Source organism: Rhodopseudomonas julia (genome assembly GCF_030813515.1).
In the GTDB taxonomy this organism is placed as follows: Bacteria; Pseudomonadota; Alphaproteobacteria; order Rhizobiales; family Afifellaceae; genus Afifella; species Afifella julia.
This window is the reverse complement of sequence record NZ_JAUSUK010000002.1, coordinates 1,370,594-1,385,969: the sequence shown is the minus strand read 5'-3', so window position 1 is coordinate 1,385,969 and position 15,376 is coordinate 1,370,594. Positions and strand designations below refer to the sequence as shown.

Annotated in this window: 16 protein-coding genes; 12 read left to right on the top strand and 4 right to left on the bottom strand. The window is 61.7% G+C overall.

The window, feature by feature from the left end:
* Window positions 1-85 precede the first annotated feature (85 nt).
* Entirely contained in the window at window positions 86-1,363 is a 1,278-nt protein-coding gene (gene eno, locus J2R99_RS15780; protein WP_307155344.1) for a phosphopyruvate hydratase, read from the top strand.
* 44 nt (window positions 1,364-1,407) lie between these two features.
* Here eno and J2R99_RS15775 read toward each other — a convergent pair whose 3' ends face one another.
* On the bottom strand, window positions 1,408-2,178 hold the full coding sequence (locus J2R99_RS15775) for a class I SAM-dependent methyltransferase (protein ID WP_307155343.1): 771 nt from the start codon (window positions 2,176-2,178) through the stop codon (window positions 1,408-1,410).
* Between the two features lie 402 nt (window positions 2,179-2,580).
* Here J2R99_RS15775 and J2R99_RS15770 point away from each other — a divergent pair, with 402 nt between their 5' ends.
* The 6 genes from J2R99_RS15770 to J2R99_RS15745 all read left to right on the top strand — a co-directional run bounded on the left by J2R99_RS15770 (window position 2,581) and on the right by J2R99_RS15745 (window position 8,346).
* A complete protein-coding gene (locus J2R99_RS15770; RefSeq protein ID WP_234627881.1) occupies window positions 2,581-2,904 on the top strand; it encodes an FtsB family cell division protein in 324 nt (107 codons plus the stop codon).
* A gap of 314 nt (window positions 2,905-3,218) precedes the next feature.
* A complete protein-coding gene (gene pdhA / locus J2R99_RS15765) occupies window positions 3,219-4,187 on the top strand; it encodes a pyruvate dehydrogenase (acetyl-transferring) E1 component subunit alpha (protein ID WP_370872427.1) in 969 nt (322 codons plus the stop codon).
* 11 nt (window positions 4,188-4,198) lie between these two features.
* Window positions 4,199-5,641, top strand: coding sequence for a pyruvate dehydrogenase complex E1 component subunit beta (locus J2R99_RS15760; RefSeq protein WP_307155341.1), 1,443 nt, complete (start codon window positions 4,199-4,201; stop codon window positions 5,639-5,641).
* A gap of 89 nt (window positions 5,642-5,730) precedes the next feature.
* Window positions 5,731-6,321: a Uma2 family endonuclease gene (locus J2R99_RS15755; protein ID WP_307155340.1), complete on the top strand. Its 591-nt coding sequence runs from the start codon at window positions 5,731-5,733 to the stop codon at window positions 6,319-6,321.
* 22 nt (window positions 6,322-6,343) lie between these two features.
* Window positions 6,344-7,735 carry a pyruvate dehydrogenase complex dihydrolipoamide acetyltransferase gene (locus J2R99_RS15750; RefSeq protein ID WP_307155339.1) on the top strand — a complete coding sequence of 464 codons (1,392 nt, stop codon included), beginning with the start codon at window positions 6,344-6,346 and terminating at the stop codon, window positions 7,733-7,735.
* A gap of 14 nt (window positions 7,736-7,749) precedes the next feature.
* Window positions 7,750-8,346, top strand: a complete 597-nt coding sequence (locus J2R99_RS15745; RefSeq protein ID WP_307155338.1) for a DUF2585 domain-containing protein — start codon at window positions 7,750-7,752, stop codon at window positions 8,344-8,346.
* Window positions 8,347-8,359: 13 nt separating this feature from the next.
* Here the strand turns inward: J2R99_RS15745 and J2R99_RS15740 are convergent, their stop codons facing one another.
* Entirely contained in the window at window positions 8,360-8,599 is a 240-nt protein-coding gene (locus J2R99_RS15740; protein WP_307155337.1) for a Flp family type IVb pilin, read from the bottom strand.
* 173 nt (window positions 8,600-8,772) lie between these two features.
* Here J2R99_RS15740 and J2R99_RS15735 point away from each other — a divergent pair, with 173 nt between their 5' ends.
* Entirely contained in the window at window positions 8,773-10,179 is a 1,407-nt protein-coding gene (locus J2R99_RS15735) for an L-serine ammonia-lyase (protein ID WP_307155336.1), read from the top strand.
* Between the two features lie 133 nt (window positions 10,180-10,312).
* Window positions 10,313-10,750 carry a DUF1489 family protein gene (locus J2R99_RS15730; protein WP_307155335.1) on the top strand — a complete coding sequence of 146 codons (438 nt, stop codon included), beginning with the start codon at window positions 10,313-10,315 and terminating at the stop codon, window positions 10,748-10,750.
* A gap of 5 nt (window positions 10,751-10,755) precedes the next feature.
* Here J2R99_RS15730 and panC read toward each other — a convergent pair whose 3' ends face one another.
* Window positions 10,756-11,604 (bottom strand): pantoate--beta-alanine ligase, encoded by an 849-nt coding sequence (gene panC, locus J2R99_RS15725; protein ID WP_307155740.1) that lies wholly within the window; start codon window positions 11,602-11,604, stop codon window positions 10,756-10,758.
* Between the two features lie 99 nt (window positions 11,605-11,703).
* Between panC and J2R99_RS15720 the strand changes: the two genes are divergently transcribed.
* Window positions 11,704-12,426, top strand: coding sequence for a vWA domain-containing protein (locus J2R99_RS15720; protein WP_307155334.1), 723 nt, complete (start codon window positions 11,704-11,706; stop codon window positions 12,424-12,426).
* Between the two features lie 7 nt (window positions 12,427-12,433).
* Window positions 12,434-13,126, top strand: coding sequence for a DnaJ domain-containing protein (locus tag J2R99_RS15715; protein WP_307155333.1), 693 nt, complete (start codon window positions 12,434-12,436; stop codon window positions 13,124-13,126).
* A gap of 36 nt (window positions 13,127-13,162) precedes the next feature.
* On the opposite strand, the gene J2R99_RS15710 is transcribed toward J2R99_RS15715, so the two are convergent.
* A complete protein-coding gene (locus J2R99_RS15710) occupies window positions 13,163-14,611 on the bottom strand; it encodes an SPOR domain-containing protein (protein WP_307155332.1) in 1,449 nt (482 codons plus the stop codon).
* A gap of 354 nt (window positions 14,612-14,965) precedes the next feature.
* Between J2R99_RS15710 and J2R99_RS15705 the strand changes: the two genes are divergently transcribed.
* Window positions 14,966-15,295, top strand: a complete 330-nt coding sequence (locus J2R99_RS15705; RefSeq protein WP_307155331.1) for a phasin family protein — start codon at window positions 14,966-14,968, stop codon at window positions 15,293-15,295.
* Window positions 15,296-15,376 lie beyond the last annotated feature (81 nt).

Sequence of the window (15,376 nt, the reverse complement as noted above, 5' to 3'; positions counted from 1 at the left end):
GTGAACTGCGCGGCAGCTCTGCCGCCAGGGGGCTTTTGTTGCGCGCTTACATCGAATAGGAAACCGCCCTGAAGGGGGATCCCATATGACTGCGATCATAGACATTATCGGCCGCGAGATTCTCGATAGTCGTGGCAACCCGACCGTAGAGGTCGACGTGCTTCTCGAAGACGGTTCTACGGGACGCGCCGCGGTGCCATCTGGAGCTTCGACCGGCATACACGAGGCCCACGAGCTGCGCGACGGCGACAAGTCACGTTACGGCGGCAAAGGTGTGCTGAAGGCCGTCGAGGCGGTCAACAGCGAGATTTTTCAGGCGATCGGCGGCCGCGAGGCCGAGGAGCAGATCGCCATCGACCGTGCCATGATCGAGCTCGACGGGACGGAGAACAAGGGCCGTCTCGGCGCCAATGCGATCCTTGGTGTCTCTCTCGCAGTTGCCAAGGCGGCTGCCGCTGCCCGTGGTCTGCCGCTTTACCGCTATGTCGGCGGGGTTGCGGCCCGCACACTGCCGGTTCCGATGATGAACATCGTCAACGGTGGCGCGCATGCCGACAACCCGATCGATTTCCAGGAATTCATGATCATGCCGGTTGGCGCCGACACCTTTGCCGACGCGCTGCGCATGGGCTCCGAGATCTTTCACCGCTTGAAAGCCTCCCTCCACGATGCCGGTCACAACACCAATGTTGGCGACGAGGGTGGTTTCGCGCCAGGGCTCGCGTCCACGGATGAAGCGCTGGGTTTCGTCGTGAAGGCGATCGAGGCGGCCGGCTACAAGCCGGGTGAAGATGTCTACCTGGCGCTCGATCCGGCATCATCCGAGTTCTTCAAGGACGGAAAATATGTGCTGGAAGGCGAGGGGCGGACGCTCTCGCCGGCAGAGATGGTCGACTATTATGCCGATCTTGTCGCTCGCTACCCGATTGTCTCGATCGAAGATGGAATGGCCGAGGACGATTGGGATGGCTGGAAGATCATGACCGACAAGCTGGGCGACAAATGCCAGCTCGTTGGTGACGACCTCTTCGTGACCAACGTCAAGCGCCTGAAGCGCGGTATCGACGATGGCATCGCCAATTCGATCCTCGTCAAAGTCAACCAGATCGGCTCGCTGACGGAGACGATGGAGACGGTCGAGATGGCGCATTTCGCCGGCTACACCGCCGTCATGTCGCATCGTTCCGGTGAGACGGAAGACGCGACGATCGCCGATCTTGCCGTTGGCACCAATTGCGGACGCATCAAGACCGGTTCGCTGGCACGCGCCGATCGGACCTCGAAGTACAATCAGCTTCTGAGGATCGAACAGGATCTCGGCGCTTCAGCGCATTATGCCGGCCGCGCGGTTCTGAAGAAGTGATCTGCCGAAGGCCCGCTACGCTTGACGTGGCGGGCCTTCGAAACTCAGGCCGCGAGCACCTCGAAAACGGCCGTATCGATTGTGAACGAGCCGTCGTCCTCGATGGCGAAGTGGCGGGCGACATTGCCGCTCGCCGTCTTTTGCAGGAGACGAATCGCGGACGTGAACTCCGGGTCGGTTCCGATCCGCTCCACCCATGACGCGAAGTCGAGCCGCAGACGCGCGCCCACGCTGCGACGAAGCGAGAAACCTGCGCTTTGAAGTTCGCGCAGCCATTCTGATACCGAGTAATCCCGCACATGCGACGGGTCCCGCAAGAGCTCAACCGTTTGCAAATGGGTGTCGAGAAGCGGCGTGCCCGGCGATACGACATCCATAAAAATGGCCGTCGAACCCTCCTTCAGAATGCGACGCGCCTCCCGCAACGCGCCTGGAAGGTCTGTCCAATGATGGGCGCTGAAGCGGCTTGCGACGAAGTCGGCCTCGCCATCGCCGAAGGGCAGGGCGTGGATGTCGCAAACTTGCGTTTCGATGTTGGAAAGCCCGCGATTTCGCGCCGTCTCGGCAACGGCAGCGAGCATCTCCTGCGATAGATCGCAGGCGACGACACGGCGCGCGAAGCCTGCCATCGTGTAACTGACATGCCCTCCGCCGGCGCCAAGATCGACGGCCGTTTCCGGGTTGAGCTCGGCGATGCGCTCGCCGAGATAGGCAAGATCGGACCCGCTCGCATGAACGGCGCTTGCCACGTATGACGCGGCGCGAATCCCGAACTGGCGGTCGATGAGAACGTTCTGTGACATGCTCGAGGCCATGGGAGGTCCCTCTCAATCCGGCTTTTTGGGCACGCATGCGTCATATGCCGTCAGATGCGGCTGCGAATCCAGTCTCCTTGTTCTCCCTTTCTGAACGCATGATGACGGAGGCGGCCAGCGGTCTCGGACCCACCTTGGTTCAAAGACTTCGGAAAAAGGGACGGAAAGGCAGGAGATTGCGGGAAAGAGCGGGTGAAAGCGCGCCCGGCATCCGCATCGTCGGCCTCGATGTCTTAACATGAAAGCAAGGAAGCCGCCCCGATTTGGGACACTCCCATGCCGGCCGTCACACCGTTTCTTTACCCTGGATCTTCTAATGTCCAACTCGTGGGGACGGAAGGGTTTTGCGTACGTCCCCACCGATCACCTCCAGTCTGAGTGAGCGTTGGGGTAGAGCGGCCGATGGCAACCCGGCAGCGTAAACAGTCGAAGCTTAAGCCGCTTGCCCTTCCGTTGGGCTGCCTCCTTGTGCTCGCCTATTTTTCCTATCATGCTGTTGAAGGGCATTACGGATTGGAGGCGCTGGAGACGCTCGAAGCGCGCAAGGTCGATCTCAACAAAGAGCTCGATGAGCTGCTTGCGAAGCGCGCCAAGCTTGAGCGGCGTGTCGCTCTTTTGCGGCCCGACAGCCTCGACCGCGATATGCTCGATGAGCGCGCGCGCCAGGCGCTCAATCTCGTTCATCCCACAGATATCGTCATTTACGACGCCGCCGACGGCAGCTGATCTTCGGCTTCTATCGAGCCGCCTTTTCCCCATCCTCCGATGCGTAGGACGGCACGCAACCCTGCCTGTCTTGCGAAACGGGTTTCCCCGCCCATTTTCCCGTAATAGTGTGCGGCAGAAATTTCAGGAGGACTGGAATGGCGGCAGCCAAGACCCCGTCACAGACGGGGACCGGCCAGCGTAGGTCACGCTCGCGCTCGCAAAACTCTTCCGCGAAGCCCCGCGGGAAGGCGAATGAGAACGGAAATCCCCCGGTAGGTGCAACGGCCGAGCGGCCGAACACCGAAACCGCTGAGAAGTCGGCGTTCGATCCGATCGTCTTTTCGAAGGACGAGGATCTGAAAGCCTATCGCGAGATGCTTCTCGTGCGGCGATTCGAAGAGAAGGCAGGCCAGCTCTACGGCATGGGCCTGATCGGCGGATTCTGCCATCTCTATATCGGCCAGGAGGCCGTCGTCGTCGGCATGCAGATGGCGTTGAAGGAGGGTGATCAAGTCACCACCACCTATCGCGACCATGGACACATGCTTGCGACAGGTATGGACCCAAAAGGCGTGATGGCGGAGCTGACGGGTCGTCGCAGCGGCTATTCGCACGGCAAGGGCGGCTCCATGCATATGTTCTCGCGGGAGAAGAACTTCTTCGGCGGACATGGCATCGTCGGCGCCTCGGTGCCGATCGGGACGGGGCTCGCCTTCGCGAATCGCTATCGCGAGAACGATTGCGTCTCGATCACCTATTTCGGCGATGGTGCTGCCAATCAGGGGCAGGTCTACGAGAGCTTCAATATGGCGAAGCTCTGGAGCCTTCCCGTCATCTACGTGATCGAGAACAACCAGTACGGCATGGGAACGTCGGTGGCGCGCGCCTCGGCCACCACCGAATTGTGCAAGCGGGGCGAATCCTTCGATATCCCGGGCCATCAGGTGGACGGCATGGATGTGCGTGCCGTGAAGGCCGCCGGTGATTTTGCCGCCGAGCATGCCCGCTCCGGCAAAGGCCCGATGATCCTCGAGATGCTCACCTACCGCTATCGCGGCCATTCGATGTCGGATCCGGCCAAGTATCGCTCGAAGGAGGAGGTGCAGAAGATGCGCACCGAACACGATGCGATCGAGCAGGTGAAGAAGCGGCTGATGGAAAGCCACGGCCTGAGCGAAGATGACGTGAAGGCCGTCGACAAGGAAATCCGCGGCGTCGTCAACCAGGCGGCGGAATTCGCCCAGAACGATCCCGAGCCCGATCCGTCCGAATTGTGGACGGACGTGTACGTAGAAGCGTGAGGCCCTGCTGAATGCCGACCGAGATTTTGATGCCGGCCCTATCGCCGACCATGGAGGAGGGGAAGCTCTCCAAATGGACGGTAAAGGAGGGCGACGAAGTCGCCGCCGGCGATGTGATCGCCGAGATCGAAACAGATAAGGCGACGATGGAGGTTGAAGCCGTCGACGAGGGCAAGATTGCCAAAATTCTCGTCGAAGAGGGCACCGACGCCGTCAAGGTCAATACGCCGATCGCGTTGTTGCTCGGCGAGGACGAAAACGAAAGCGATCTCGAAAAAGCCTCCTCTGGAGACAAGGGAGGCAAGGCCAATGGCGGCTCTGCTCCCGCAGCGCCGGAGCCGGAGGCCAAAGAGAAGGAACCTCAAAAGGAGGACGAAAAGCTCGGCCGCAAGGACGGACCCGTATCCGTGCTCGTGGCGATGGACAAGGCCGAGCCGCCGGAAGATCCGGAAGTGCCTGAGGGCACCGAGTTCGAAGAACAGACGGTGCGTGAGGCACTTCGTGATGCCATGGCGGAAGAGATGCGCCGCGACGGCGATGTCTTCGTGATGGGCGAGGAAGTAGCTGAGTATCAGGGTGCCTATAAGGTCACCCAGGGGCTTCTCGATGAGTTTGGTGAGCGCCGGGTCATCGATACGCCGATCACCGAGCATGGCTTTGCCGGCCTCGGCGTGGGGGCGGCGTTCGCCGGTCTGAAGCCGATCGTGGAATTCATGACCTTCAACTTCGCCATGCAGGCGATGGATCAGATCATCAATTCGGCCGCGAAGACGCTCTATATGGCGGGCGGTCAGATGGGCTGCCCCATGGTCTTCCGAGGACCGAATGGTGCCGCCGCTCGCGTCGCTGCACAGCACAGCCAGGATTACGCGGCCTGGTATTCACAGATCCCGGGCCTGAAAGTCATCCAGCCGCATACGGCGGCCGACGCGAAGGGGCTCCTGAAGGCGGCGATCCGTGATCCGAATCCCGTGATCTTCCTGGAAAACGAGATCCTTTACGGCCAGTCGTTCCCGGTTCCGAAGCTCGATGATTTCGTCCTGCCCATCGGCAAGGCGAAAATCGCGCGAAAAGGCTCGGATGCGACGATTGTCTCCTTCGGCATCGGCATGACCCACGCGCTGAAGGCGGCGGAGCAATTGGCCGAACAGGGCATCGATTGCGAAGTGATCGATCTCAGAACATTGCGGCCGCTCGATATCGAGGCGGTCATTCGTTCCGTGAAGAAGACCAATCGCTGCGTGACGGTGGAAGAAGGCTGGCCGCAGAACTCGATCGGCTCCTGGATCGCCTCGCAACTGATGGTGAAGGCATTCGATTATCTCGATGCGCCGGTCCTGTCGGTGACCGGGAAGGATGTGCCGATGCCGTACGCCGCCAATCTGGAGAAGCTCGCTCTGCCGAGCGCCAAGGAGGTGGTCGAAGCCGTGAAAGCGGTGAGCTATGCCGACTAGGCTGGCGTTTGGAGTGTTGGGCGGGACTCTTCTGGCGGGCCCCGCTCTCTCCGATTCTTGCCGTTTAAATGTGGAGCCGAAATTGAGCGATGGCTGAGCCGGCGGAAAGACAGGCGACCTATGCCGATCTTCAGGCGGTGCCCTCGCATCTCGTCGCCGAGATCATCGACGGAACGCTCGTCACGCATCCACGGCCGGCACCACGGCACAGCGTTGCTTCGTCAGTGCTGGGCATGAAACTGGGCGGCTTCCAGTTCGGCGGTGATGGACCGGGGGGGTGGATATTTATGGACGAGCCCGAACTTCACCTCGGCCACAATATCGTCGTCCCCGATATCGCCGGGTGGCGCCGCGAGCGCCTGTCGGTCCTGCCTGAGACGGCATATCTGGAGACGGCTCCGGACTGGGTTTGCGAGGTGATCTCGGCCTCGACCGAAACCTATGACCGGGTGTCGAAGCGCAGGATTTATGCTGGCGCCGGTGTCTCGCATCTCTGGCTGCTGGACCCGCGCTCCAAGGTTCTGGAGGTCTTCGCGCTCGCCGGCGACAGCTGGCTGCTCGTCGACACCTTCCGCGACGGGGACGATGTCGCTGCGCCCCCGTTTGACGTCATGACGTTTCCGCTGAGCGCGCTCTGGCCGCTCGATGTCGAGGGCGAAACTTCGCCCAACGCGCAATAAAGAATTTCCGGAGAACCGGTTTATGTCGATCAATATCCTGATGCCCGCCCTGTCGCCCACCATGGAGAAGGGCAATCTCGCCAAATGGCACGTCAAGGAGGGCGATGCGGTCGCTCCGGGCGATGTCATTGCCGAGATCGAGACTGACAAGGCGACCATGGAAGTGGAAGCCATCGACGAGGGCACGGTCGCCAAGATCCTGGTCAGCGAGGGAACCGAGGACGTCGCGGTCAACGATGTGATCGCCATCCTCGCCGAGGAAGGCGAGGACGCGGACGCCGTCGAAGCGCCTGCAGAGGAAGCCGCGGCACCTCAAAACGGCAAGGGCGCTGATGCGGCGCCTCCGGAACCGAAAGAGACAGAGGGCGGTGAAGCCGTCCCGCGCGAGGGTCTCCACGAGGGAGGCTCTTCGGACAATTTGCAGCCGTCTTCCGACTCGGGGAAGTCGGACGGAAAGTCGTCCGGCCGAATTTTTGCCTCGCCGCTGGCAAAGCGCCTCGCGAAGGAGAAGGGCCTCGACCTGTCGGCGCTTTCGGGGTCCGGCCCTCACGGGCGCATCGTCAAACAGGACATCGAGGAAGCTGTTGAAAAGGGCGGAGGTCAGGCCGCGGCCCCAACTGCCGCAGAAACGGCACCCACGTCCGCGCCAAAGACGCCGGCACCGGCACCGGCCGGTATGAGCGACGAGCAGATCCGCAAAATGTTTGCCGAGGGCAGCTACGAGGTTGTGCCGCACGATTCCATGCGGCGCACCATTGCCCGCCGCCTGGTCGAAGCGAAGACCACCATCCCGCACTTCTATCTGACAAGCGATTGCGAGATCGATGCGCTTCTGAAGCTGCGTTCCGAGATCAATGCGGCCGCGCCCGCCATAGACGACAAGCCGGCCTATAAGCTGTCTGTGAATGACTTCGTCATCAAAGCGATGGCCATGGCGCTGCAGGCCGTGCCGGAGGCGAACGTCACCTGGACGCAAGAAGCGATGCTGAAGCACAAAGGATCGGATGTCGGCGTCGCCGTCTCGATCCCGGGCGGCCTGATCACGCCGGTCATTCGCGATGCGGAGAAGAAGACCCTTTCTGTCATCTCGAACGAAATGAAGGATATGGCGGGCCGGGCGCGGGAGCGGAAGCTGAAACCCGAAGAATATCAGGGCGGGACGACCGCAGTCTCCAACCTCGGCATGTACGGCATCCGTGATTTCGCGGCGGTGATCAATCCGCCTCACGCGACCATCCTGGCCGTTGGCGCCGGTGAAAAGCGGGCCGTCGTCCGTGACGACAGGGTGACGGTCGCTTCGATCATGACGGTGACGTTGTCGACGGACCATCGTGCTGTCGACGGAGCGCTGGGAGCCGAGATGCTTGCCGCTTTCAAACGCTATATCGAGAACCCGATGACCTTGCTGATCTGAGCGGCACAGAGTTGATGCGTCTCATAAGTGACCGCCCGCAATTGCGGGCGGGACTGGCGGTTGCAGGCATCCTTGCCCTGACGGCCGCCATCCTCCTTGCCATGGGGCGGATTCCGATTTGCGAATGTGGCCATGTCGATCTCTGGTACGGCGATCCGAACGGGCCGGGGAATTCCCAGCACCTTTTGGACTGGTACACGCCCTCGCATATCATCCACGGCTTCTTGTTTTACGGTGCGCTGTGGCTCTTGGCCCGGAACTGGTCCGCAGTCAGGCCGATCGGAGTGCGTTTGGTCCTGGCGACTCTGGTCGAAGCGGCCTGGGAGATCGTCGAAAATTCGCCCTGGATCATCGACCGCTATCGCGAAGTGACGATCGCCGCCGGCTACAATGGCGACAGCGTCATCAATTCCATGTCGGACATCCTGGCGATGATCGCGGGCTTCTGGTTCGCACGTATATTGCCCGTATGGGCGACCGTGATGATTGCCGCCGCGATGGAGCTCCTGGTCGGATGGCTGATCCGCGACAATCTCACTTTGAATGTCTTGATGCTGTTGTGGCCGCTCGATGCGGTGCGCGAGTGGCAGGCGGGAGCAACGCCTCTTTGAAACCCCGGCTGAGCTATCTGGAGCGGCGGATGGAGCCGGTGATGATGGTGTCTTCCGGATCTTCCTTTGCGGCGACGAGCGCGCCAGTGTCCATCCTCTGCATCGCCAGTTCCGTCGCAAGTTTGTCGAGATTATAGCTGGTGAGCTTGACACCGGCGACTGAGACGACGGCGATCAGCGCTGCAATAAGCGCATATTCGGTCGTGCTGTTGCCGGCTTCATGGCGCCAAAATCGTCTCGTGGAATCGCGCATGTCCCATCCCCCTGGGTTCTCCACAAGATAGAGAAGAAGCCTTGCAAGATGGTAAACCGCGCCTTTCCGGAAACGGCGAAAATGCGCGGAAGAATGGTTCGGCAGCTTTTGTCGGGCCCAGAACGTTGCATGCAGCAGGCTGAGATAGCGTGGTGTTGTGTGAGAGGTCCCGGATGTTTCTTTCGGTTTTCGATATTTTCAAAATTGGCATCGGTCCGTCTTCGTCGCACACGATGGGTCCGATGGTGGCGGCGGGGCGCTTTCTCAGTCTCATCCGTGACGGCGACTGGCCGCGTCCTGCCGGCGTTGAGCCCGCTCGCCTCGCGGTCAGCCTGCATGGGTCGCTTGCGTTCACAGGCAAAGGCCACGGCAGCGACCGTGCGATCCTTCTTGGCCTGATGGGCGAGAGCCCTCGAGACATCGACCCGTTCCGCATCGACGAGATCATTGCCGCGGTCCATGCAACCGAGATGGTGACCCCGTTGGGGCACCCGGCCTACCAGTTCAATCCCGGAAAAGACCTCGTCTTCGACTTTGATACGCCGCTCCCAGGTCATGCGAACGGCATGCGCTTCTCCGCCTTTGCGGCTGACGGGCGCCGCCTCGTGCAACAGATTTATTATTCGGTCGGCGGTGGCTTTGTTGTCACCGACGAGGAATTGGCGCGCACCTCCGCCGACGATTCACCGGTCACCGAAACCTCGGCCGTGCCTTATCCTTTCGCAAGCGCCAGGGAGATGCTGGCGATGGGAGAGAGCTCGGGGCTGAGCATCGCAGAGATGAAAGAGGCAAACGAGCTTTCCCGAGGGCAGGTGAGCCCCGACCTCGTTTCGGGCCTTGAACGCATCTGGGACGAGATGCGTGCCTCAGTCGAGCGCGGGCTTTCAGGCGAAGGCGATTTGCCGGGTGGCCTTGGCGTCAAGCGCAGAGCGCGCGAACTCCATGATCGTCTGCAGCACGAGAGCGGTGCCAACGCGCTGCAGCCGCACCGCGTGATGGATTGGCTGAGCGTCTACGCCATGGCGGTCAACGAAGAGAACGCCGCCGGCGGCAAGATCGTCACTGCTCCGACGAATGGGGCGGCAGGTGTCGTGCCGGCGGTCGTCCATTACTATCTCGACCATTGCATCGGGGCATCGCGCGACGGTGTCCGTACCTTCATTCTGACGGCGGCGGCGATCGGCGGCATCATAAAGCACAACGCCTCCATTTCCGGGGCGGAAGTTGGCTGTCAGGGGGAGGTTGGCTCGGCCTCGGCGATGGCGGCGGCGGGGCTTGCAGCGGCCCTCGGCGCTACCAATGCGCAGATCGAGAACGCCGCCGAAATCGCGCTTGAACACCATCTTGGCATGACCTGCGATCCGATTGCGGGGCTCGTTCAGGTCCCGTGCATCGAGCGCAACGCACTGGGGGCGGTGAAAGCCGTCACCGCCGCGTCTCTCGCCATGCGCGGCACCGGTGACCATTTCGTCCCGCTCGACAAATGCATCGAGACGATGCGCCAGACAGGCCGCGACATGCATGAGAAGTACAAGGAAACCTCAACGGGCGGTCTTGCGGTCAACGTCATCGAGTGCTGAGGCCTCTCGGCTCGAAGTCGCCGCTCCTTGGGGGCTTCCGATCGTACGATTGCCACCTAATGCGACTGCTGAAGCTGGGGAGGGCGATGGCTTTGCCCTTCACGGGCGAAGCCGCGAGGATTAAATCGAAGAGATGGCGCTGCATCTCCTGAAGCTCTGTGTGGGCGCGGAATCAATCGACGATCTCAAGGATTGGATCGAACGGCGGCTCGCCGAGCGGGAGCGGACCGGCGAGCCGGCCGAGCACGTTCATGTCACGCGCATGGTGCCCCGCCGTCGCGACGAGCTTCTTGCGGGCGGCTCTCTCTACTGGGTTATCAAAGGCAATGTTCAGGTCCGTCAGCGGCTTTCGGATATCCGCGTCTTTCAGGACAGCGAAGGTGTCCAGCGTTGCCGTCTCGTGCTTGAGCAGGAATTGGTGCCGACGGCCTGGCAGCCGCGGCGCGCCTTCCAGGGGTGGCGTTATCTGAAGCCTGAAGATGCTCCTGCAGATCTCGGCGGCGACGTCGACGGCTTCGGGGAGCTTCCCGCAGAGCTGCGCGGTGAGCTCGCGGCGCTCGGCCTGCTGTAAGGGCCTTAGACCGCGATATTGTCGATGAGGCGTGTGCCTCCCATCCAGGCGGCTGCGAGGAGGCGGGCCGGGCCTTCCGAGAGCTCTGCGAGCGGCTGCAATGTCTCACTATGTCGGAGCGAGACGTAGTCGACGCGAAAACCCGCTTCAGTCAGCCGCTCTTTGACGTCATTGACGGTGCTGGCGGCGGGGGCACCCGCGCGCAGAGCCTCTGCTGCCCGTTGCAGAGAGGAATAAATCAGCGGCGCCCTGCGCCGTTCTTCCGGGCTCAGATATGCGTTGCGTGACGACAGAGCGAGCCCGTCGTCCTCACGTGCCGTTGGTGCCGCAACGATGCGCGTGGGCAGCCTCAGATCGCTCACGAGGCGTCGGACGACGAGGAGCTGCTGATAGTCCTTTTCACCGAACACCGCCTCGTCGGGGAAGCACGAGATCAGAAGCTTCGAGACAACGGTCGCGACGCCCTCGAAGAAGTGCGGTCGGAAATCGCTCTCCAGCCCTTCGCTTGGCCCTCCGACCTTGACGGTCGTGGCATATCCGGACGGATACATTTCATCGGCGGTCGGTGCGAAGACCAATGGCACGCCGACCCTTGCGAGCGCCTCCAGGTCGGCTTCCGGCCGCCTCGGATAGCGAGAGAAATCTTCTTCGGGTCCGAACTGCGTCGGGTTGACGAAGATGCTCACCACCACGCGGTCGCAGCGTTCGCTCGCAAGCTCCACGAGCTGGAGATGACCGCTATGTAAAGCACCCATCGTCGGCACCAGCGCGATTGTCTCTTCAGCTGCACGCCAGCTGTCGATCCGGTCCCTGAGATTGGCGATACTCGTCGCGATATCGGGGTGCACGTCGATCCTCGGATATGTGAAAGCTGCCGAAGCGGTAATCGGCCATGCTGACTTGCGCAAGGTGCCGCTCAGACCACATCCTGCGAAAAGGAGATGCGCAAGGCGATGACCAAGGGCAAAGATATTACGAACCGCTCACCGGACCTCCCGTCTGAAGGAAACCGCTCGAGCCGTGGCGAAATAGACGCGTTTTTGAAACAGGCCAAAAGCCTGGCGCCCGTGGGCGGCGACGCGCGCGGCCGCCTGGTCTTCGCGCTCGACGCCACGATGAGCCGGCAGCCCACCTGGGATCTCGCCTGCGGCTTGCAGGCGGAGATGTTCAAGGCGGCGGCCGACGTGGGCGGCCTGACAGTGCAGCTCGTCTATTTTCGCGGCTTCGGCGAAAGCCGCGCCTCCCGTTGGGTCGCTGATCCGGCGGCCTTGCGGGACCTGATGGTGCGCATCAGCTGCCGGGGCGGCAAGACGCAGATCAAGAAAGTGCTCGCCCATGCCCGCCGCGAGACGGAGAAAAAACCGGTCGCCGCGCTCGTTTATGTGGGCGATGCCATGGAAGAGGATATCGACGAATTGTCGAATATCGCGGGTGAACTCGGTCTTCTCGGCGTGCGGGCCTTCATGTTCCACGAAGGGCGGGATCCCAATGCGGAACAGGCGTTCCGCGAGATCGCGCGTCTGACACGGGGGGCTTATCTCCCGTTCAATGCAGCTTCTGCCTCAGAGCTCAAAGATCTGCTGGGGGCGGTCGCGACTTATGCGGCAGGCGGTCTCAAGGCTCTCGAAGCCTCGGGCTCGTCAGCGGCCCGCCGGCTGTTGCCGTCCCTGAAGTGAGCCCGCGATGATCAGAGGCCTATTCATCCTGATTGCGGTTGTGGCCGCGATCTATCTGCTCTTTCGTGTCTTCCTGACGGCGTCTCCGGCGAGGCTCGCAGGGACGTTACGCATGGGAAGCGGGATTGCGTTAGGGCTCATCGCACTCGGCCTTTTGATCGTCGGCCAGTTCGCGTTCGCCCTGCCGGTTGCCATTTTTGCCTTCTCGATTCTGCGCAAGAGCTGGTCGCGGCGGGGAGGGGCAGCAACCCACCTTTCTACGGTTCGTTCGGCCGGCCTCGAAATGACACTCGATCATGTGAGCGGCGACCTTGACGGGACGGTCCTCGCTGGCCGCTACGAGGGACGGGTCTTGTCGGAGCTCACTTTTGAGGAATTGACCTTGGTCGCCCACGATATGACGGGCGACCCGGAATCACTCAGGCTTCTGGAAAGTTATCTCGACCGGGCGCATCCCAGATGGCGAGACGACATGCAGGCTGATGCCGACATGGGGGCAGGCACGGCGAGCAGCTCGAGCGGAATGAGCACGCAGGAAGCCTATGATATTCTGGGGCTTCAGGCGGGCGCCGGCGAGGCGGAAATCCGCCAGGCCCATCGACGGCTGATGAAGCAGGTCCATCCCGACCGCGGCGGCTCCGCCGCCCTGGCTGCCAGAATCAACCAAGCCAAAGAGTGGCTTTTGAGAGAACACCGCTGAACTCCGTTTACGCAACGAACACTCCAGAGGACGGGATCAGTTCGGTAGGGCGAGGCAGGAGAAGGATTTGCGCTTCAAGCTTGCGCATGCAGCACGTGCTTCGCTCTTTCCGGCGAACCCAGCAAAGCGGGCGCGGTAGAGGGTCTCACCGCTCTTTTCGACCGGCTGCGTGAAGGGAGTTGCAGAGGCAAGCACCGTTCCGCCGTTGCGCTTGGCCTTGTCCAGAAGGCTGCGGGCGCCTTCTTCGCTCGGCGTGGCACCGATCTGGATGTGCCAACCGCCGGGCGCAAGACGTGGCTCCGAATAGCCCCTGTTGGTCCGCACAGAAACGAGCGGTTCCTCGTCTGCGGCGCCTTCACCCGTGTGCAAGGCAGGTTCGCCGAGAGCGGCGGCGCGGCGATCTGCCATCCGCGTGAGGGCGGCAATCGGATCTTCGCCAGCCGAGTCGGTCGCATAGGCGAGGCGCGCGACCTCCGTCGCCTCCTGAATGCGAGCTGCGATCGGATCGTATCCCTTCGCAAGCTGCCGTGGCGCGGTCGGCCGGTTCGCCGGCGCGGAAACGGCCAGGATAGCGGCCTGCGCAGAATCTCCGGAGCTGATGCCTGGAGCGGCCGAAGCAAAGGCCATCGTCGGCGCCATCGCCGGACGGGCATGCGGAAGCCGCGACGGCTCTGGAACATTTGCCACGACCATCGGCGCAGTCCTGAGGCCGGGCTTCGCATCGTCGAGATAGCGATGGATGAGATCGACCATATGGGAGTTGCGGGAGGCGCCGCTGCGGCCGCCCATCACCACGGCGATGATATGGCGACCGTCGCGCTCAACCGACGTGACAAGATTGAAACCCGAGGCGCGGGTGTAACCCGTCTTGATACCGTTCATGCCATTCACCTTGCCGAGAAGATGATTGGTGTTGCGGTATGTGCGGCCCTTCCAGGTGAAGGTGCGGGTGCCGAAATATTTGAAGTAGCGGGGGAAACGGTCGTGGAGAGCGAGGCCGAGGCGGGCCATGTCGTGCGCGGTGGTCATCTGCTCGGAGTTGGGCAGGCCGTTTGCCGTGCGGAATGTGGTGGAGATCATCCCGAGGCTGTGGGCTTTGGCTGTCATCTTGCGGGCAAAAGCCGCTTCTGAGCCTGAAATATTCTCAGCCACGACCACCGCGACGTCGTTTGCCGATTTCACGCAGAGAGCCTTGATGGCATCTTCGACACGGATCGTCTGGCCCGGACGCAGGCCGAGCTTGGAAGGAGGACGGCTCGCGGCCTCCTTGGAGACCTTCAGCTGGCTGTTGAGGCTGAGGCGACCGCTGTCCAGCTCCTGGAAGAGGAGATAGAGGGTCATCATCTTCGTCAGGGATGCAGGATAACGAAGTTCATCGGCGCGATCCTCATAGAGGATACGTCCCGTCTTCGCGTCCATTACGAGACCAGCGTATTTCTCATTGGCCGAGGCGCTGCCCGCAAACGCAACAAGGAAAACCGCCACGGCAATGGTCACCCATGTGCCCGAGCGCAAGATTCCTTCGACCGGATTTAGACGACCCTGTCTCAATTTTGACCCCACTGACGTCAGCCGCACGGTAGCCTATGACGCCGTTACCCCTTGATCCTCCGTGCATATGCTTGCCCCAAGCTAGGAGGAGCGTCCTTACCGGACGGTAAACAAACGCCTTTTTGATTGCACTGAATTGCGTGCGATTGGCAACCGGGGGTAAGTCTTTTCCATGTTGCGATGCAACATACCGCTTGCAGATTTTGTGCAACGCACATATATATACGGACACGCATTAGCGGGGCCTAACGAATGGCCTGTGCAGCGCCACTTACTTGGGGGTTTGTGATGATGAACGCATTCGAAGATTTGCAGAAAATGAGCACGCTCGGCATGGACAAAGCGATGCAGAGCTTCGGCTTGGTGTCGAAGCGGATGCAGGCCATCGCCTCGGAAACGGCGGATTATTCCAAGAAGTCGTTCGAGGATACGGCGGCTCACGTGGAGAGCTTGATGGGCGTCAATTCGCTCGACAAAGCGATCGAAGCCCAGACGCAATATGCGCGCTCGAGCTACGAGGGCGCAGTTGCTCAGGCGACGCGCCTTGGTGAGCTTTACGTCGACCTCGCTCGCGACATGATCAAGCCGTTCGAGGACTTCGCTGCAAAGCGCGCCTGAACGTTCCGCCTGACTTTCCAGTCTCTCGAAGCCCGGCCCAGCGCCGGGCTTTTTTGTGGCCCGGTTTATGCGGAGGCGTGT